This window comes from Pseudomonas sp. SO81 (assembly GCF_030374125.1).
Taxonomy (GTDB): domain Bacteria; phylum Pseudomonadota; class Gammaproteobacteria; order Pseudomonadales; family Pseudomonadaceae; genus Aquipseudomonas.
On record NZ_CP126126.1, the window covers coordinates 4,684,175 to 4,701,103 of the forward strand.

General features: G+C 68.2%; 19 protein-coding genes. 12 read left to right on the forward strand and 7 right to left on the reverse strand.

Translation table 11 applies throughout. The annotated features are described in order from the left end of the window. Positions 1 to 3: 3 nt before the first annotated feature. The gene (locus OH686_RS22425) at positions 4 to 1,005 is read right to left on the reverse strand and encodes a GlxA family transcriptional regulator (RefSeq protein WP_289535341.1); all 1,002 of its coding nucleotides are present in this window, start codon (positions 1,003 to 1,005) and stop codon (positions 4 to 6) included. Between the two features lie 66 nt (positions 1,006 to 1,071). On the opposite strand from OH686_RS22425, the gene OH686_RS22430 reads away from it, so the two are divergent. From OH686_RS22430 to OH686_RS22455, 6 genes are all read left to right on the forward strand, one after another. Further along, a complete protein-coding gene (locus tag OH686_RS22430; RefSeq protein ID WP_289535343.1) occupies positions 1,072 to 2,274 on the forward strand; it encodes an NAD(P)/FAD-dependent oxidoreductase in 1,203 nt (400 codons plus the stop codon). 148 nt (positions 2,275 to 2,422) lie between these two features. Next, a complete protein-coding gene (locus OH686_RS22435) occupies positions 2,423 to 2,824 on the forward strand; it encodes a DUF1801 domain-containing protein (protein ID WP_289535344.1) in 402 nt (133 codons plus the stop codon). Positions 2,825 to 3,023: 199 nt separating this feature from the next. Next, positions 3,024 to 3,533 (forward strand): rhodanese-like domain-containing protein, encoded by a 510-nt coding sequence (locus OH686_RS22440; protein WP_289535346.1) that lies wholly within the window; start codon positions 3,024 to 3,026, stop codon positions 3,531 to 3,533. 60 nt (positions 3,534 to 3,593) lie between these two features. Then, complete coding sequence (gene epsC / locus OH686_RS22445; protein ID WP_137972037.1) at positions 3,594 to 4,571, forward strand: serine O-acetyltransferase EpsC; 978 nt, start codon at positions 3,594 to 3,596, stop codon at positions 4,569 to 4,571. Positions 4,572 to 4,676: 105 nt separating this feature from the next. Next, entirely contained in the window at positions 4,677 to 5,609 is a 933-nt protein-coding gene (locus OH686_RS22450; RefSeq protein WP_137972038.1) for a family 2A encapsulin nanocompartment shell protein, read from the forward strand. Then, complete coding sequence (locus OH686_RS22455; RefSeq protein WP_289535348.1) at positions 5,584 to 7,338, forward strand: family 2A encapsulin nanocompartment cargo protein cysteine desulfurase; 1,755 nt, start codon at positions 5,584 to 5,586, stop codon at positions 7,336 to 7,338. The genes OH686_RS22450 and OH686_RS22455 overlap by 26 nt, the downstream gene beginning before the upstream one ends. 58 nt (positions 7,339 to 7,396) lie before the next feature. On the opposite strand, the gene OH686_RS22460 is transcribed toward OH686_RS22455, so the two are convergent. Further along, the gene (locus tag OH686_RS22460) at positions 7,397 to 7,606 is read right to left on the reverse strand and encodes a tautomerase family protein (RefSeq protein WP_137972042.1); all 210 of its coding nucleotides are present in this window, start codon (positions 7,604 to 7,606) and stop codon (positions 7,397 to 7,399) included. Positions 7,607 to 7,649: 43 nt separating this feature from the next. Further along, positions 7,650 to 8,381, reverse strand: a complete 732-nt coding sequence (locus tag OH686_RS22465; protein ID WP_289535349.1) for an SDR family NAD(P)-dependent oxidoreductase — start codon at positions 8,379 to 8,381, stop codon at positions 7,650 to 7,652. Positions 8,382 to 8,497: 116 nt separating this feature from the next. Between OH686_RS22465 and OH686_RS22470 the strand changes: the two genes are divergently transcribed. The 4 genes from OH686_RS22470 (at position 8,498) to OH686_RS22485 (ending at position 11,749) form a co-directional block, all read left to right on the forward strand. Next, complete coding sequence (locus tag OH686_RS22470; protein WP_289535351.1) at positions 8,498 to 9,424, forward strand: LysR family transcriptional regulator; 927 nt, start codon at positions 8,498 to 8,500, stop codon at positions 9,422 to 9,424. 202 nt (positions 9,425 to 9,626) lie between these two features. Next, positions 9,627 to 10,097, forward strand: coding sequence for an HvfA family oxazolone/thioamide-modified RiPP metallophore (locus tag OH686_RS22475; protein ID WP_289535352.1), 471 nt, complete (start codon positions 9,627 to 9,629; stop codon positions 10,095 to 10,097). Positions 10,098 to 10,164: 67 nt separating this feature from the next. Beyond that, the gene (locus OH686_RS22480) at positions 10,165 to 11,010 is read left to right on the forward strand and encodes an HvfB family MNIO-type RiPP peptide maturase (RefSeq protein ID WP_289535354.1); all 846 of its coding nucleotides are present in this window, start codon (positions 10,165 to 10,167) and stop codon (positions 11,008 to 11,010) included. Continuing rightward, positions 11,003 to 11,749: an HvfC family RiPP maturation protein gene (locus tag OH686_RS22485; RefSeq protein WP_289535356.1), complete on the forward strand. Its 747-nt coding sequence runs from the start codon at positions 11,003 to 11,005 to the stop codon at positions 11,747 to 11,749. The genes OH686_RS22480 and OH686_RS22485 overlap by 8 nt, the downstream gene beginning before the upstream one ends. A gap of 61 nt (positions 11,750 to 11,810) precedes the next feature. Here OH686_RS22485 and OH686_RS22490 read toward each other — a convergent pair whose 3' ends face one another. The 4 genes from OH686_RS22490 to OH686_RS22505 form a co-directional block, all read right to left on the reverse strand. Beyond that, positions 11,811 to 12,302, reverse strand: a complete 492-nt coding sequence (locus OH686_RS22490) for an HvfX family Cu-binding RiPP maturation protein (RefSeq protein WP_289535358.1) — start codon at positions 12,300 to 12,302, stop codon at positions 11,811 to 11,813. 12 nt (positions 12,303 to 12,314) lie between these two features. Then, the gene (locus OH686_RS22495; RefSeq protein WP_289535361.1) at positions 12,315 to 12,965 is read right to left on the reverse strand and encodes a ferric reductase-like transmembrane domain-containing protein; all 651 of its coding nucleotides are present in this window, start codon (positions 12,963 to 12,965) and stop codon (positions 12,315 to 12,317) included. 125 nt (positions 12,966 to 13,090) lie between these two features. Then, complete coding sequence (locus OH686_RS22500) at positions 13,091 to 14,386, reverse strand: ATP-binding protein (RefSeq protein ID WP_289539122.1); 1,296 nt, start codon at positions 14,384 to 14,386, stop codon at positions 13,091 to 13,093. Positions 14,387 to 14,394: 8 nt separating this feature from the next. Next, the gene (locus tag OH686_RS22505; protein ID WP_289535363.1) at positions 14,395 to 15,135 is read right to left on the reverse strand and encodes a response regulator; all 741 of its coding nucleotides are present in this window, start codon (positions 15,133 to 15,135) and stop codon (positions 14,395 to 14,397) included. Between the two features lie 213 nt (positions 15,136 to 15,348). On the opposite strand from OH686_RS22505, the gene OH686_RS22510 reads away from it, so the two are divergent. Both OH686_RS22510 and OH686_RS22515 read left to right on the forward strand, forming a co-directional pair. Further along, positions 15,349 to 15,612 carry a DUF2790 domain-containing protein gene (locus OH686_RS22510; protein ID WP_137972051.1) on the forward strand — a complete coding sequence of 88 codons (264 nt, stop codon included), beginning with the start codon at positions 15,349 to 15,351 and terminating at the stop codon, positions 15,610 to 15,612. A gap of 62 nt (positions 15,613 to 15,674) precedes the next feature. Next, the gene (locus OH686_RS22515) at positions 15,675 to 16,922 is read left to right on the forward strand and encodes a cytochrome c biogenesis protein DipZ (protein ID WP_289535366.1); all 1,248 of its coding nucleotides are present in this window, start codon (positions 15,675 to 15,677) and stop codon (positions 16,920 to 16,922) included. Positions 16,923 to 16,929 lie beyond the last annotated feature (7 nt).

The window sequence follows — 16,929 nt, forward strand, 5'->3', positions numbered from 1 at the left end:
TCCTCAAGCGGAGAAACGCTTGCGATAGTCGCGCGGTGAGATCGCCAGGTGGCGCTGGAAGGTGGCGCGCATCCGTTCCTCGTCGCCGAAGCCGCACTGCTGGGCGATCTGGTCTATGTTGCGCTCCGAGTCCTCCAGCAGGCGCCGCGCCGCCTCCAGACGGAAGATTTCCACCGCCTTGGCCGGCGAGCGCCCGGTCTTCTGCTTGTACAGCCGGGAGAAGTTGCGCGGGCTCATGTGGCAATGCTCGGCCAGTACCTCCACACCCAGGTTCGGCGCGGCGAGGTTGTCGGCCAGCCAACCGTGCAGCTCGTCGAAGATCGCCGTGTCCTGGCTCTGCGCCAGCAGCAGCTCGCTGAACTGCGCCTGGCCGCCCGAGCGTTTGAGGAACACCACCAGCTCGCGCGCCACCTGCATCGCCACGTCACGGCCGCAATCGGCCTCCACCAAGGCCAGGGCCAGGTCGATGCCGGCGCTGACCCCGGCGGAGGTCCACACCTTGTCCTGCTGGACGAAGATCGCGTCGTTATCCACCTCGATGGAGGGGAAGCGCGCGCCCAGCCGGGCGCACATGGCCCAGTGGGTGGCCGCGCGCTTGCCGTGCAGCAGGCCGGCCTCGGCCAGCAGGAAGGTGCCGCTGCACACCGACGCGGTGCGCCGCACCTGGCCGGCGTGCTCGGCGATCCAGCCGATCAGCTCGGCGGATTCGGCCACCACTCCCTCGATCTCCGGCGAGCCCGGCACCACCAGGGTGTCCACGTTATTCACCGGGAAATCGGCCAGGCGCTGGGTATCCACGGTCAGGCCCTCGGCGGTCTGCACCAGGCCGCCTTGCAGGCTGACGGTGATCCGCTCGTAGCCCGGCCGGTCGCGTTCCTGCAGGGCCTTGCTGGCGGCCCAGAACACCGTCTGCGGGCCGGTCAGGTCGAGCAGGCCCACCCGTGGGTAAGCGATGAACAGAACGCGGCGTGGCTGGGCTGGCATAAATTCAGGGTTATCTGTCATGGGCGGGAAATTCGTTCGCTCCTAGCATGGCTCGATCAAACGAAGCGGGCACAGCCGGGAGTCATCATGGAACAACATATTCTGATCATCGGGGCCGGTTTCGCCGGCATGTGGAGCGCGCTGAGCGCCGTGCGCCTGCTCGACCAGCACGGCCGCAGCGACGTGCGCGTGACCCTGCTCGCGCCCCAGGCCGAGCTGCGCATCCGCCCTCGCTTCTACGAGCCCGACGTGCACAGTATGCGCGCTCCGCTGCAGGAGCTGTTCGCCGCGACCGGCGTGCGCTTCGTCCAGGGCCTGGCGCTGAACATCGACACCGCCGGGCGCCGGGTGACCTATCGCAATGCCGAGGGTGGCGAGGCCGCGCTGGGCTACGACCGCCTGATCCTCGCCTCCGGCAGCCAGCTGTTCCGCCCGCCGGTACCGGGGCTGGTCGAGCATGCCTTCGATGTCGACCAGATCGAGCAGGCCGCGCGCCTGGAGCAGCACCTGTTCGGCCTTGCCGAGCAGCCGCAGTCTGCCGCGCGCAATACCGTGGTGGTGGCCGGCGGCGGCTTCACCGGCATCGAGACCGCCACCGAGCTGCCCTCGCGGCTGCGCGCCATCCTCGGTGAGGACACCGATGTGCGGGTGATCGTCATCGACCGTGGCGCCCAGGTCGGCGCGACCCTCGGCGATGGCATTCGCCCGGCGATTCTCGAGGCCTCCCGCGAGCTGGGCATCGAATGGCGCCTGGGCGTGTCGGTGGCCGCGGTGGACGCCGGCGGGGTGGTACTCGACGACGGCCAGCGCATCGACGCCGGCACGGTGATCTGGACCGTCGGCTTCCGCGCCAGCGGCCTCACCGAGCAGCTGGGTGCGCCGCGTGATGCTACTGGCCGCCTGCAGGTGGACGGTTTCCTCAAGGTCGCCGGCCTGCAGGACGTGTTCGCCGCCGGCGATACCGCGCGCGCCGCCACCGACGAGCTGGGCAACTTCAGCGTGATGTCCTGCCAGCACGCCATCCCGCTGGGCCGCTATGCCGGCAACAACGCGGCGGCCGAGCTGATCGGCGTGGCGCCACGCATCTACAGCCAGCCCAAGTACGTCACCTGTCTGGACCTGGGTGCCTGGGGCGCGGTGTACACCGAGGGCTGGGATCGCGTGCAGAAGCTGGTCGGCGCCGAGGCCAAGACGCTGAAGACGCAGATCAACAGCCAGTGGATCTACCCACCGGCGGCGGATCGCGCGGTGGCGCTGGCGGCGGCCGATCCGTCGATTCCGGTGGCCTGAGGCGCCAGCCGGTTCGGCACCTGCGCGCCCACGGTTGGTCGAAGCTGTCGCAAAGCCGCAACCGTCGCCGATTTTCCCCTGGAGGAATGCCAGGGGTTGGCGATACTGGTTGCGGCCAGCGACCACCATCAGGAAGAGGACGACCAGCATGACCACGGAACCGACCAGCGCGCAGGAAGCCTCGCGGCTGATCGATGTGAAGATCCAGGAACTGGGCGACTGGCGCGGCGAGACGCTGGCCCGGGTCCGTGCGCTGATCAGGCAGGCCGACCCTGAGGCGGTCGAGGAACTGAAGTGGCGGGGCGTGCCTGTGTGGTCCCACGCCGGCATCATCTGCACCGGCGAGACCTACAAGAGCGCGGTGAAGCTGACCTTCGCCAAGGGCGCGGCGCTGGACGACCCCAGCGGCCTGTTCAACGCCAGCCTCGAAGGCAACACCCGGCGCGCCATAGACATCCATCAGGGTGACTTCCCCGACGAGGCGGCCCTGCAGGCGCTGGTGCGCGCCGCAGTGGCGCTCAATACGGCCCCGCGCAGCAAGCGTGCCTGAGACTGGTCGACGCCAGCCTCGGTAGCCGGGCTCGGCGTCTGGCACATGGCCACAAGCATGGCTATTTGATATTCCTTTAAGTTTGACAAATAAAATAATTAATTCTTTTTTTGTTATATGAGCCGAGGCATAGAGTAGCCCTCAACGCGGCGGTGCAGACCTTCTGCCAGCCCCGACTAGCCAACTAGAGGACTCGCTCATGCCGGCCGTTGCACTCACCCCCGATACCCATCGTCCCAATGACCTGCGCAGCGTGCTGGAAGTCTCCAGCGAGGAGCTGCTGGCCCGCGCCCGTGCCCGTGGTGTGGAGCAGGGCAACGCATACGCCGGCAGCCTGTACCCGCCGGAGGCCTGGGCCCTGGTCGAGGCCGGCGCCGTGACCCTGGTGGACGTGCGCACCGCCGAGGAGCTCAAGTACGTCGGCCGCGTGGCCGGCAGCGCCCATGTGGCCTGGCAGACCGGCCCGGCGATGATCAAGAACCCGCGCTTCCTGCGCGAGCTGGAGAGCCGCGCCGGCCGCGACGCCGTGCTGGTGCTGTTGTGCCGCAGCGGCAAGCGCTCGGCCGCCGCCGCCCAGGCCGCCACCGAGGCCGGTTTCAGCCAGGTGTTCAACGTGCTGGAGGGCTTCGAGGGCGACCTCGACACCCAGCAGCAGCGCGGCGACTCCGGCGGCTGGCGCCACTGGGGCCTGCCCTGGTTGCAGGACTGAACCCAGACAATTCCCTCAGACTCACGGGCGGGTCGCCATGGCGACCGGCAAGGAATCCGTATGTCCAACAAGCTTTCCGCCGATATCCATGACCTGACCCAGACTCCGGCCGAGGCCGTGGCGCGCCCGGTCAACTGGCAGCTCGATCAGATCGTCGAACAACTGCGCGCGGCCCGCGCCGAATGGCGCAGCAGCACCGGCCGCGCCCGCGAGCTGGGCAGCCGCGAGCTACCGTCGCGCCAGGCCCTGGAGGTGATCTTCGCCGACCTCTGCGGCGCACTGTTCCCCATGCGCCTCGGCCCCAGCGACCTGCGCCAGGAGAGCGAGGACTTCTACGTCGGCCACACCCTGGACAGTGCGCTGAACAGCCTGCTCGGCCAGGTGCGCCTGGAGCTGCGCCACGCCGCCCGCCAGCGCGGCGAGCCGGAGGAGGGCAGCGACGCCGACGCGGTGCAGATAGTGCGCGACTTTGCCGCCGCGCTGCCCGGCCTGCGCCGCCTGCTCGACAGCGACGTGATCGCCGCCTATGCCGGCGACCCGGCCGCGCGCAGCGTGGACGAGGTGCTGCTGTGCTATCCCGGCATCCTCGCCGTCATCCACCACCGCCTGGCCCATCACCTGTATCGCGCCGGCCTGTCGCTGCTGGCGCGCATCGGCGCGGAGATCGCCCATTCCGCCACCGGCATCGACATCCACCCCGGCGCGCAGATCGGCCACAGCTTCTTCATCGACCACGGCACCGGCGTGGTGATCGGCGAGACGGCGGTGATCGGCAACCGGGTGCGCATCTATCAGGCGGTGACCCTCGGCGCCAAGCGCTTCACCGCCGACGAGACGGGCCAGCTGCACAAGGGCCAGGCCCGCCATCCGCTAGTCGAAGATGATGTGGTGATCTATGCCGGGGCCACCATCCTCGGCCGCATCACCATCGGCAAAGGTTCCACCATCGGTGGGAACGTCTGGCTGACGCGCAGCGTGCCACCCGGCAGCAACGTTACCCAGGCGAGCTTGCAACACCAGGCAGGCACCGCCGGGTAAACCACGGCGGCCCTGCGGCCAACCCTACGCGACGATTTTTCACGGCTGCCATCGCGGCGGCCGGCTGGGCCGTGCGCGGAATAAAAATGACATTTGGAGTGAATCATGTCTGACAATCAGGATGTACGCCTGGCCCTCGGCGACAGCGCCGCCCGGCAGCTGGCGAACGCCACCAAGACCGTACCGCAACTCTCCACCATCAGCCCGCGCTGGCTGGTCCACCTGCTGCAGTGGACGCCCGTGGAGGCGGGCATCTTCCGCCTGAACAAGGTGAAGAACCCGCTCAACGTCCAGGTCGCCTGTTCCCAGCGCGACGAGGCGGTGCTGCCGCAGACCTTCGTCGACTACGAGGAGGCGCCGCGCGAGTACTTCCTCAACGCGGTGACCACCATCCTCGACGTGCACACCCGCGTCTCCGACCTCTACAGCAGCCCGCACGACCAGATTCGCGAGCAGCTGCGCCTGACCATCGAGACGATCAAGGAGCGCCAGGAAAACGAGCTGATCAACAATCCCGAGTACGGCCTGCTGGCCAGCGTCGACCCCACCCAGCGCATCTCCACCCTGACCGGCGCGCCGACCCCGGACGACCTCGACGAGCTGATCTCCAAGGTGTGGAAGGAGCCGGCGTTCTTCCTCGCCCATCCGCTGGCCATCACCGCCTTCGGCCGCGAGTGCACCCGCCGTGGCGTACCGCCGCCCACCGTCAGCCTGTTCGGTGCGCAGTTCCTCACCTGGCGCGGCCTGCCGCTGATCCCGTCGGACAAGGTGCCGTTCGACGAGAACGGCAAGACCAAGATCCTGTTGCTGCGTGTGGGCGACAAGCGCCAGGGCGTGATCGGCCTCTACCAGCCGGGCGTGGCCGGCGAGCAGAGCCCGGGCCTGTCCGTGCGCTTCATGGGCATCAACCGCAACGCGATCGCTTCCTACCTGATCTCGCTGTACTGCTCGCTGGCGGTGCTGACCGAGGATGCCCTGGCCGTGCTCGATGACGTGGAGGTCGGCAAGTACCATGACTATCCAGATACCTACAAGTGAGCCCCAGGCCGGGTTGCCGGATCTCGGCAGCCTGGCGCGGCTGGCCAACGAGCTGTTCTCGGCCAAACCGGGCGAGGAGCCGCGCGCGCAGGTGCCGAACCTGAGCGCTCACGAGGCGCCGCTGGCGGCCACGTCGCCGGCGGGTACCGCGGACGGTCTCGACCTCGGCTCGCCGCAGGCCTACACGGCGGCGATTCCGCAGGTCTATCCGGGAGCCTCCATCGTGCAGTCGCCGGGTGGTGGCGGGGCGCCTGCGCCGTCCGCCTACTACTTCGCCGACCACACGCCACCGGCGGCCGCACCGGCGGGGGAGGATCGGGTGTCCGCACGCAGCCACGGGCTGCCGGGTGGCGACGAGCTGGGGCAGATCCTCCAGTCGATCCTCGCCGAGCCGGCACCGGCCGCACGCAGTCAACCGGCAAGCGGCAGTGGGCAGTTCTACTTCCTCGACCAGGGCGGTGCGCCACGGCTGGAGAAGGCCCCGCAACATGGTGGGCAACCGCAGGCCAGCGGCAGCTTCGACGTCAACGCGGTGCGCCGCGACTTCCCGATCCTGCAGGAGCGGGTCAACGGCAAGCCGCTGGTGTGGTTCGACAACGCCGCCACCACGCAGAAGCCGCGCCAGGTGATCGAGCGCATCAGCTACTTCTACGAGCACGAGAACTCCAACATCCACCGCGCCGCGCATGAGCTGGCGGCACGCGCCACCGACGCCTACGAGGGCGCACGGAGCAAGGTGCGGCGCTTTCTTGGGGCGCGTTCGGAGGAGGATATCATCTTCGTGCGCGGGGCGACCGAGGCGATCAACCTGGTGGCCAACACCTTCGGCCGCAAGTTCATCGGCGCCGGCGACGAGATCATCGTCTCCCAGCTGGAGCACCACGCCAACATCGTGCCCTGGCAACAGCTGGCCGCCGAGGTAGGCGCGAAGATCCGGGTGATCCCGGTGGACGACACGGGGCAGATCATCCTCGAGGAGTACGCCAAGCTGCTCTGCCCGCGCACCAAGCTGGTGGCCGTCACCCAGGTCTCCAATGCCCTGGGCACGGTGACCCCGGTGGCCGAGATCATCGGCCTAGCCCACGCGGTGGGCGCGCGGGTGCTGGTGGACGGCGCCCAGTCGGTCTCGCATCTGCGGGTCAACGTGCAGGCGCTGGACGCCGACTTCTTCGTGTTCTCCGGGCACAAGATCTTCGGCCCCACCGGCATCGGCGTGGTTTACGGCAAGCGCGATCTGCTGGAGCAGCTGCCGCCCTGGCAGGGCGGCGGCAACATGATCGCCGACGTGACCTTCGACAAGACGGTGTACCAGCCGGCCCCGGCGCGCTTCGAGGCCGGCACCGGCAACATCGCCGATGCGGTGGGTCTGGGCGCGGCGCTGGACTATGTCGAGCGCCTGGGCCTGGAGAACATCCAGCGCTACGAGCACGACCTGCTGCAGTACGCCACCCGTGGGCTGGCGCCCATTCCGGGCATCCGCCTGATCGGCACCGCGGCCCACAAGGCCAGCGTGCTGTCCTTCGTGCTCGACGGCTACCGCACCGAGGAAGTCGGCGCGGCGCTGAACCGCGAGGGCATCGCCGTGCGTTCCGGCCACCACTGCGCGCAGCCGATCCTGCGCCGCTTCGGCGTGGAGGCCACGGTGCGGCCGTCGCTGGCGTTCTACAACACGCTGGATGAGGTCGATCTGCTGGTGAGCACGGTGCAGCGCCTGGCCAACAGACGCTGAGAGGAGGTGAAAGAAAGCCCCCGGTCGCAAGACCGGGGGCTTTTTTCATGGGCCGGCTTCAGCCCTTGGGCAACTTGCTGCGGTACTCGGTGGTGGTGATACCGGCGTAGCCCCAGTTATCGGTGTCGACTTCCTCGATCACGATATGGGTGAGCTCGGGCTGCTTGTTGAGCACGCGCTGCAGGGTCTCGGTGATCTCCTTGATGACCTGGGCTTTCTGCTCGCGGGTGACGCCGTCGCGGGTGATGCGGACGCTGACGAAGGGCATGTTGCGGCTCCTGTGTGGGTGAGAGTGGTGGTCGATCAGCCTGTTACCACTTGCCGGCGCTCATGCCGCCGTCGACCGGCAGCACCACGCCCGTGGTGAAGTTGGCGTTGGCCAGGTACAGCACGGCGTCGGCGATCTCGCTGACCCGGCCCATACGTCCAGCCGGCTGCAGGCCGTTAAGGAAACCGTAGCTGGCCGGGTCGTGCATCGGCGTCTCGATGATGCCGGGGGCGACCGCATTGACCTGGATATTGTGCGGCGACAGTTCCAGCGCCAGGGCGCGGGTGACCTGGTTCAGGCCGCCCTTGATCAGCACCGGCAATGCCGCCGGTACGCTGATGTTGGCCTGCAGCGCCACGGCCGCGGTGATGTTGATGATGTGGCCCTGACGCCGCTCGATCATGTGCGCGGCGGCGGCCTGGGAGGCGTAGACCACGCCCTTGAGGTTGGTCTCCAGCAGGCCGTCGATGTCGTCCGGGCTGTATTCGATAAAGGGCTTGGGCAGGAAGAAGCCGGCGTTGTTGACCAGCACGTCGACCTGGCCGAAGGCCTCAATGCCGGCCTGGATCAAGCGGCGCGCGGTGTCCGGCTTGGCGATGTCGCCGGCCACGCCGATAAAGGCGGGGTTGTCCAGTTGCGCCCTGGCTTCGTCCAGACGCTCGGCGGAGCGGGCGTTGCCGACCACGTTGAAGCCGCTGGCGAGAAACGCCTTGGCCAAGCCGAAGCCGATGCCGCTGGAGGCGCCGGTGATCACCACGGTTCTGTTGTTGCTCATGTCGCTTCTCCCGATGAGGAGGCACCGAGTGGCGCCGTTGGGAGGACTATATTTTTGCGCGATATGCGGATAAATATGGCTTAGAGAACTTCAGTTGATACATGGTGTAATTAATCATGCAGCGCCAATTCGACGACATCCTGCTCGGCAGCATCGAGCTGTTCTGCCTGGCGGCGGAACTGGGCAGCTTCACCGCGGCGGGCCTGGCGGCCGGGGTGACGCCGGCGGCGGTCAGTCGCTCGATCGGTCGCCTGGAGGAGCGCCTGGGTTCCCGGCTGTTCGTGCGTACCACGCGCAGCATTCGCCTGACCGAGGGCGGCCGCGGCTACTACCAGCAGTGCCGCCAGGCGCTGACCCAACTGGTGGAGGCCGAGCGCGCGGTGAGCGGTCAGCAGCAGGAGCCTTCGGGCACCCTGCGCATCAGCCTGCCGACCACCTATGGCCATCACCGTATCCTGCCGCTGCTGCCGGAGTTCCGTCGGCGCTTTCCGAAGGTTCAGGTCGACGTGCACCTGGGTAACCGCAATATCGACTTCGTCGGTGAGGGTTACGACCTGGCCATCCGCGTGCGTGCGCAGCCGGACTCGACCCTGATCGCCCGGCCGCTGGAGGATGCTCGCCTGGTGGTGGTCGCCACGCCCGAGTATCTGGCGCGCGAGGGCGTGCCGCAGACTCTGGAGGATCTGGCGCGGCACGACTGCATCCAGTTCGAGCTGCCCAGCAGCGGGCGGCGCATCACCTGGCTGTTCAACCAGGACGGCCAGGAGCGGGAGATCCTTACCGAGGGTGGCTATGTCTGCTCGGACGATGTGCTGGGCGGCGTGACCCTGGCCAAGCATGGCGCGGGTCTGTTCCAAACCTACCGCTTCATCGTTGAACGGGAGCTGGCCGAGGGTTCGCTGGTCGAGGTGCTGCAGCCGTTCGCCGGGCGCTCGCGGCCCTTCACCCTGCTGTATCCCCAGGGCCGGCACATGCCGTTGCGCCTGCGTGCCTTCGTCGACTTCATCATGGAGCAGCAGCGCCAGTGGGCGGCTGACGCCTGAACCCAACCCTGCGTATCACTCTGTATCTGCCGCGCCCTGGGCGCGGCTGACATACAAAGCGAGCGCCTCTCCGATACGTGCCAGATACAAGCGCGGAGCCAAATGGCGACACCCGAAAGAGACCCGCACACGCGGCCTCTACCGGCCAATCGCCCTGTGTGGCATATCCGCGCGCCATCGCGCCCAGCATCGGAGAACTTCCATGTCCCGTACCCCCGTTTCCAACAAGACCCGCATCGGCCTGCTCGCTGTCGCCCTGGCCGGCGGCATGAACCTGGCTTCCACCGCCTTCGCCGTCGAACAACTGCCCCAGGGCTACCAACTGGCCGCCGCCGACAAGGCCGGGGAGGGCAAGTGTGGGGAGGGCAAATGCGGCGAGGGCAAGTGTGGCGGTGAGGCCAAGGCCACCCAGTCCGAAGGCAAATGCGGTGAGGGCAAGTGCGGCGACGCCTCCTTCGCCCGCACCGACACCGACGACGACGGCCGCGTCTCCCTCAAGGAGCTGCTGACCGTGGCGCCGAATGGCAGCGGCGAGTTCAAGGCCATGGACAGCAACGCCGACGGCTACCTGTCCGAGGCCGAGGTCTACAAGTTCCGCAGCAACCAGTACACCAGCAATGGCAAGCCGGTGCCGACCGAGCTGTTCACCAAGATGAGCCAGGCCAAGGACTGATCCGCCCCTGTCACCACGCCCTCCCTGTCGCCGACCGGGAGGGCGTTCGTCCATCTGGAGAAGCCTCATGACCGCTCTTGCTCCCGTGCACGGCGCCGGCCTCGGCCTGCGCCGTGCCCTGCTTCCCGAACTGCTGGCGATGGCGCCCGGCAGCGTGGATTTTCTCGAATGCGCGCCGGACAACTGGATCGGCGTCGGTGGCGCCCATGGCGATGGCCTGGCGGCACTGGCCGAGCGCATCCCGCTGACCTGCCACGGCCTGTCGCTGTCCCTCGGCGGCCCGGCGCCGCTGGACCTCGACCTGCTGACGCGCACCCGCAGTTTTCTCGAACGCCATCGGGTGCCGCTGTACAGCGAGCACCTGAGCTACTGCTCGGACGACGGCCAGCTGTACGACCTGCTGCCGCTGCCGTTCACCGACGAGGCCGTGCACCACGTGGCCGCGCGCATCCGCCAGGCCCAGGACGTCTTCGGCCGGCGCATCGCTGTGGAAAACATCTCCTACTACGCGGCGCCCTACCAGGCGCTGAGCGAGATCGAGTTCCTTCTCGCGGTACTGGACGAGGCCGACTGCGACCTGCTGCTGGACGTCAACAACCTGTTCGTCAACGCCATCAACCATGGTTACGACGCGGCGAGCTACCTGGCGGCGATTCCCGCCGCGCGGGTGGTCTGCCTGCACGTGGCCGGGCATTACGACGAGGCCCCGGACCTGAAGATCGACACCCACGGAGCCGCCGTGAAGGGCGACGTTTGGACGCTACTTGAACAGGCCTACGCGCGCTTCGGCGAGGTGCCGACGCTGCTGGAGCGGGACTTCAACTTCCCGCCACTGGCCGAGCTGCTGACCGAGGTCGAGCAGATTCGCGGCTACCAGCGTGCCGCCCGGCTGCCGGAGGTGCGCCATGGCTGAGGCCCTGCACGAGCAACTGCTGCGCATGGCCCGCCATGTGCGCGACCCGCAGCGCCATGCGCCGCCACCGGGCATCGAGGCGCGGCGCCTGGCGGTCTATCGGCAGCTGTTCTTCGGCAATCTCGAGTCGCTGCTGGCCGGGGCCTTTCCGGTGGCGCGGGCGAGCCTGGGCAGCGCTCGCTGGCAGGCGCTGGTGCAGGCCTTCTACGCCGACTACCGCTGCCGCACGCCGCTGTTCACCGAGCTGGCCGGCGAGTTCGTCGACTACCTGGAGGCGGGCGAGGCTCCGGATGTACCGGAGTGGCTGGCCGAGCTGGCCCACTACGAGCGGGTGGAGAGCGTGCTGCTGCTCAGCGCCGCGGACGAGCCGGCCAATGAGCCCCACGGCGATCTGCTCGACGGCGTGCCCGTGCTGTCGCCCCTGGCCTGGCCGCTGGCCTATCGCTGGCCGGTGGCGGAGATCGGCCCTGGGCATCTGCCGCAGCAGGCGCCGGCGCAGCCGACCCTGATCCTGGCCCAGCGCCGGGCGGACCAGCGCGTGCATTTCTCGCGACTGGCGCCGCTGGCCCATGCGCTGCTGCTGTCGCTGCAGACGCATGATGTCAGCGGCCGCGAGCACCTGGCATTGCTGGCCGAGGCCATCGGCGTGGCGCCGGAGGAAATTGTGCCGGCCGGGCTGGCGCTGCTGCAGAGCCTGCGCGCCCAGGGCGTGGTGCTCGGTACTCGCATCGCCGTCTGAACGCCGGTCATGAAAAAGCCCGCGCACCCCATGAGGTGCGCGGGCTTTTTTGTTGCGCGGATCAGGCCTCGCGCCGCAACAGCGCGTCCAGGCTAAGGCGCCCGGCGCCCTTGAGCAGCAGCGGCAGCAGGGCGACCAGGTAGATCAGCGGCAGCTTGTAGTTGCCATGGCCGTGGTCGCTGATCGAGTAGCCCAGGGCCAGCTCCGCCAGGCTCGACCAGTGCGCCGGCCAGTGCACGGCGGCGATGGCCACGACGGTTAGGGCGATCAGGGTGGCCGACGCCAGGCGAGTGCCCAGGCCGAGCAGCAGGAGCAGGGGCGCGATCAGCTCGATCCACATCGACAGCTGCCAGTTCACCTCGGCCGGCAGCAGGTGGAACGGGAAGGGGAACTGCAGCTGGGCGAACCAGTTCGGCCCGTTCCATTTCTCCAGGCCGGCCTCGAAGAATTCCCAGGCGAGGAACAGGCGCAGCGGCAGGTCGGCGCTCCAGGCACCGAGGCGGTCGAGTTGGGCGAAGACGTTCTTCAGCGGAGCGAGTGCGAAATTATGCATGGCGACCTCGAATCAGCGGGCGGTGGCGAGCGGCGTGCGGGCCGGCTGGGTGTTGCGGCGCACGCGCTGGGCCAGCTTGGCGACGAGCTTGAGCACGATGGCGGAGAACATCAGGGCGAAGCCCAGCACGTACCAGGGGCTCATCGGGATGCGCTTGTAGAACGACAGGCAGAAGATCGCCGCCAGTACCCAGGTGCCGGTGCCGTGCAGAAGTTTCCAGCCGCGGCCACCGAGGGCCTTCATCGCCCAGGGGAAGGAAGTGAGGCTGAGCAGCAGGATGAACAGGTAGCCCACCGAGCCGGGAATATTGGCGGCCACCGAGCGGCCGTTCCAGAACACCTCGGGGAACAGCTTGGCGTAGGTCAGGATCAGTACGCCGTGGATCAGGTGGGAGAAGGCGAAGGCCAGGCCGAAGAAGCGCCGTTCGCGCAGCAGCGCGCGGCTGGTCGGGCTGGGCACCAGGATAGCCAGCGACGAGGCGAGGAAGGCCAGCAGGAACAGGGCGAAGGAGGTGCGGGCGGTGACGCGGATGGCGCTGCGCAGCGCCTCAACCAGTTGTGGCTGCCAGGCCAGGGACAGTGCGGTGGCGACCAGGACGAGCAGCGCGAGCAGGCCGAACAGGCGCCAGCCGTGCAGGCTGGCAGGGGCGGTGGAAGGGTTCATGGGTTGGGCTCCGGGGTGGTGCGCGGTCGGCGGGATGCCACCGCGCTGTCCCTGCCATGCTCGCCAACCGGTTTGTATCGGATGTGTCCGCCTGGGGCCTTCGTGTATCGCCGTGTATCGCCGGTTCAGCTTGTTACAGTCAGCTCCAGTTGGGCGCATAGGCCGCCACTGTCGCGGTTGCTCAGGGTCAGGCGTGCGCCCAGGGCCTGGCTCAGTTGCAGGGCGATGGCCAGGCCCAGGCCGGTGCCGCCGGTGCTGCGGTTGCGCGAGCTTTCCACCCGGTAGAACGGCTTGAACACTTCCTCCAGTTCCGCCTCGGCGATGCCGGGGCCGTTGTCCAGTATCTGCAGGCGCACGCCATGTTCGTCGCGCTCCACCCGCAGCTCGGCGCTGCCGGCGAACTTGAGGGCATTGTCGATCAGGTTGCTCAGCACCCGGCGCAGGGCATGCGGACGGGTCTCCACCAAGGCGCCGCTGCGGCCGTCCAGGCTCACCGCCTGGCCGCTGTCCTGGTAGTCGAGCACCAGGCTGTCGAGGAAGGCGTCCAGGTCGACCCGGCACAGCGCCTCGCGGCTGCCGTCCATGCTGCGCGCGTAGGCCACACCTTCGCGCACCAGGTGCTGCATCTCGTTGAGATCGCTCCACAGGCGCTCGCGCTCCGGCGAGTCGTCCATCTGTTCGACGCGCAGCTTCATGCGCGTGATCGGCGTCTGCAGGTCGTGGGAGATGGCCGCCAGCAGCTGCATGCGCTCCTTCAGGTAGGCAGCGATGCGGCCCTGCAGGGCGTTGAAGGCGCGGGCGGCGTAGGCCACTTCCTTCGGCCCGCGTTCGTCCAGCGGTGGCGCCGGGCTGTCCGGGTCGAGATGGTCCACCGCGCTGGCCAGGCGGGTCAGCGGGCGGATCGCCATGCGCACCGCGAGCCAGGTGCAGAGCAGCAGTACCAGCAACTGCACCAGCAGCATCAGCGGCAGCCAGTCGGCCATGGGGATGGTGCCGGGTGTGACGTCCAGCACCAGCGGGTTGCCGTCGCTGAGGCGGATATGTACCTGGAAATGCGGGCGCGGCCCCTCGATGGTCTCGAAGCGCAGGGGGAAATGGGCACCGATGGCCCGCTCGATGGCGGGCACCGCCATGGGTGCGTCGTTCATGTCCATCGGCACGCCGGGCAGGCCCTGGTCGAGCCGGTAGCGGTAGTTGCGCCGCTCCAGCAGCGGCAGCCAGCTGGCGCGCTCGGCGGCGGGCAGGCGGTCGACTAGCATCACCGTGGTGCTCAGGTCCATCTGCAGGTTGTCGAGCATCAGCTCGCGGCCGGTCTGGTAGCGCTCGTAGAACTGCGAGCTGAACGACATGCCGTAGGCCAGCAACAGGCCGACCAGGAAGATCAGACTCAGGCGTGCGGCCAGGGTGCGCGGCCAGCGCAGCAGGGCGTTCACAGGCCCGGCTCGATCAGCTGCACGGGCAGCGAGAACACGTAGCCCTCGCTGCGCACCGTCTTGATGTAGGCCGGCTCGCGGGCATCGTCCAGCAGGCGCTGGCGCAGGCGGCTGACCAGCAGGTCGATGGAGCGGTCGAACACGTCCGCCTCGCGGCCCTGGGTCAGGTTGAGCAACTGCTCGCGGCTCAGCACCCGCTGCGGATGATCGAGGAACACCCGCAGCAGGCGGTATTCGGCTCCGCTCAGGGCGATGACCGTGTCGGCCGCGTCCAGCAGGTGGCGCGCGCTGGTGTCCAGGCGCCACTGGCCGAAGCCGATCAGCCGGCTGCTCTCGCTGATCTGCAGGTTCGGCGGCAGCATGCGCGTGCGGCGCAGTACGGCGTTGATCCGCGCCAGCAGCTCGCGGGCGGAGAAGGGCTTGGTCAGGTAGTCGTCGGCGCCCATCTCCAGGCCGACGATGCGGTCGGTCTCTTCGTTGCGCGCTGTGAGCATCAGTATCGGCGTGGCCTTGTGTTTGCCCACGCGCAGCTCGCGGCACAGCTTCAGGCCGTCGTCGCCGGGCATCATGATGTCGAGCACGATCAGGTCCACCGCGTTGCCCTCGAGGAAGGCACGCATCTGCCGGCCATCGGCCGCCAGGCTCACGCGCAGGCCGTTCTTCTTCAGGTAGTTGCCCACCAGCTCGCGGATTTCCCGGTCGTCGTCGACGATCAGGATGTGATCGACATGGTCCATGGCGGTCTCTCGTTGCAGTGACGGTGGCTAGTCTATCGACCTCGGCGGCGCTTGCCCGCCACCCTTTGTATTGCAGTGTATCCAGGCTTCGGGGTGATACCTGGCGCGGCAATCGCTCGCCGTGCCCGACACATTGGCGATACCTCCTGAACGTGCAATGGGCGCCCGGCAGATGTGATCCATCGCCATCCCCATGATCCTCAGGAGACTCTCATGAAAGCCATCACCCGCGCCGCCCTCGTCCTGGCCTGCGTCCTTCCCTTCGGCAGCTTCGCTGTTCAGGCCGCCGAGAGCATCCCCGTCGAGCGCTACCACTACGGCATGCAGCTGGACGTGCAGAAAGTCCTGCAGCTGCACGAAGCGCCTTCGACCCTGTGCCAGGTGGTGGAGGCGCGCATGGATTACCTGGATTCCCAGGGCCGCGAGCGCAGCCTGGCCTACCTCAAGCATGCCAAGGCCTGCGAGTACGACAACTGATCGCTGCCCCCGACTCGCCCGGCGGCGCCGGGCATGACCTTTCGCGCACCGCGAGGTGACCCATGCTGCTCATTGCCTTCCTCGGTGGGGTGCTGACCATTCTCAGCCCCTGCATTTTGCCCGTGCTGCCGCTGTTGCTGTCCAGAGTCGGTGGCTCGGCCGCATCGATCTGGCTGACCCTGCTCGGCCTGGCTTCCGGCTTCGCCCTGCTGGCCAGCCTGGCGGCGGTGTCTGCGGACTGGGCCATCACGGCCAGCGTCTGGGGTCGCTATATGGCACTCGCCGCCTTGGCGTTGTCCGCGCTGGCGTTGCTCTCCACTCGCTTTGGCAACTGGCTGTCGCGCCCATTGCTATGGTTGGGCGATCATTTGCACGGCGAGGCCCGGCGCCTGCCTGCAGGGCTTTCCGCCTGGTTGCTCGGGCTCGCCAGCGGGCTGCTGTGGGCGCCCTGTGCGGGGCCGATACTCGGCCTGATCCTCTCGGGTGCCATGCTCGGCGGGCCCGCTGTCGCCAGCAGCCTGCTGCTGTTCAGCTACGGGCTCGGCAGCGCCGTGGCGCTGGCGCTGGTGATCTTCCTGGGCCGTGGTGTGGTGCAGCGGCTACGCCCCTCGCTACGCCTGATCGAGTGGCTGCGACGTGGCATGGGCGGCGTGGCGTTGCTGGCGGTCATCGGCATCGCCAGCGGGATGAGTAGCCAACTGGCCGGCGCCGGCTCGTCGAGCCTGCTGTCCGCGCTGGAACGCAAGGTGCTCGGCGGCGTGCCCCTGCTGCTGACGCAGCTGGTCGGCGATGCCCGCGCCGCCGATAGCGAACAGCTGCCCGACCTGGGGCCGGCACCCTCGCTGGACGGGGCCACCCAGTGGCTCAACGGTCCGGCGCTGGATCTGCAAGCCCTGCGCGGCAAGGTGGTGCTGGTGGATTTCTGGACCTACGACTGCATCAACTGCCGCAACAGCCTGCCGTACGTGAACCAGTGGGCCCGGCGCTATGCCGACCAGGGCCTGGTGGTGATCGGCGTGCACACCCCCGAGTACCCCTACGAGCGCATCGTCGAGAACGTGCGCGACGCGGTGGTGCGGCTGGGCGTGCAGCACCCGGTGGCGATCGACAACCAGTACCGGATCTGGAGCGCCTTCAACAACCAGTACTGGCCGGCGCACTACTTCATCGATGCCGATGGACGAATCCGCCATCTGCATTGGGGCGAGGGCGGCTACGCCGAGCAGGAACGCATCATTCGCCAGTTGCTGGAGTCCGCCCGGCACGCCGGGCAGGCAACGGCGCAGCCGGCTGAAGGCGCGCGTCGTTGAGCGGCAT

Bases quoted from the DNA above. Each gene is read 5' to 3' on its own strand.
- OH686_RS22510 (WP_137972051.1), top strand. From the start codon at position 15,349: ATGAAAGCCATCACCCGCGCCGCCCTCGTCCTGGCCTGCGTCCTTCCC.
- OH686_RS22470 (WP_289535351.1), top strand. From the start codon at position 8,498: ATGCAGCGCCAATTCGACGACATCCTGCTCGGCAGCATCGAGCTGTTC.
- OH686_RS22475 (WP_289535352.1), top strand. From the start codon at position 9,627: ATGTCCCGTACCCCCGTTTCCAACAAGACCCGCATCGGCCTGCTCGCT.
- OH686_RS22505 (WP_289535363.1), bottom strand. From the start codon at position 15,135: ATGGACCATGTCGATCACATCCTGATCGTCGACGACGACCGGGAAATC.
- OH686_RS22465 (WP_289535349.1), bottom strand. From the start codon at position 8,381: ATGAGCAACAACAGAACCGTGGTGATCACCGGCGCCTCCAGCGGCATC.
- OH686_RS22455 (WP_289535348.1), top strand. From the start codon at position 5,584: ATGACTATCCAGATACCTACAAGTGAGCCCCAGGCCGGGTTGCCGGAT.
- OH686_RS22480 (WP_289535354.1), top strand. From the start codon at position 10,165: ATGACCGCTCTTGCTCCCGTGCACGGCGCCGGCCTCGGCCTGCGCCGT.
- OH686_RS22430 (WP_289535343.1), top strand. From the start codon at position 1,072: ATGGAACAACATATTCTGATCATCGGGGCCGGTTTCGCCGGCATGTGG.
- OH686_RS22490 (WP_289535358.1), bottom strand. From the start codon at position 12,302: ATGCATAATTTCGCACTCGCTCCGCTGAAGAACGTCTTCGCCCAACTC.
- epsC (WP_137972037.1), top strand. From the start codon at position 3,594: ATGTCCAACAAGCTTTCCGCCGATATCCATGACCTGACCCAGACTCCG.
- OH686_RS22495 (WP_289535361.1), bottom strand. From the start codon at position 12,965: ATGAACCCTTCCACCGCCCCTGCCAGCCTGCACGGCTGGCGCCTGTTC.
- OH686_RS22425 (WP_289535341.1), bottom strand. From the start codon at position 1,005: ATGACAGATAACCCTGAATTTATGCCAGCCCAGCCACGCCGCGTTCTG.
- OH686_RS22440 (WP_289535346.1), top strand. From the start codon at position 3,024: ATGCCGGCCGTTGCACTCACCCCCGATACCCATCGTCCCAATGACCTG.
- OH686_RS22485 (WP_289535356.1), top strand. From the start codon at position 11,003: ATGGCTGAGGCCCTGCACGAGCAACTGCTGCGCATGGCCCGCCATGTG.
- OH686_RS22450 (WP_137972038.1), top strand. From the start codon at position 4,677: ATGTCTGACAATCAGGATGTACGCCTGGCCCTCGGCGACAGCGCCGCC.
- OH686_RS22460 (WP_137972042.1), bottom strand. From the start codon at position 7,606: ATGCCCTTCGTCAGCGTCCGCATCACCCGCGACGGCGTCACCCGCGAG.
- OH686_RS22435 (WP_289535344.1), top strand. From the start codon at position 2,423: ATGACCACGGAACCGACCAGCGCGCAGGAAGCCTCGCGGCTGATCGAT.
- OH686_RS22515 (WP_289535366.1), top strand. From the start codon at position 15,675: ATGCTGCTCATTGCCTTCCTCGGTGGGGTGCTGACCATTCTCAGCCCC.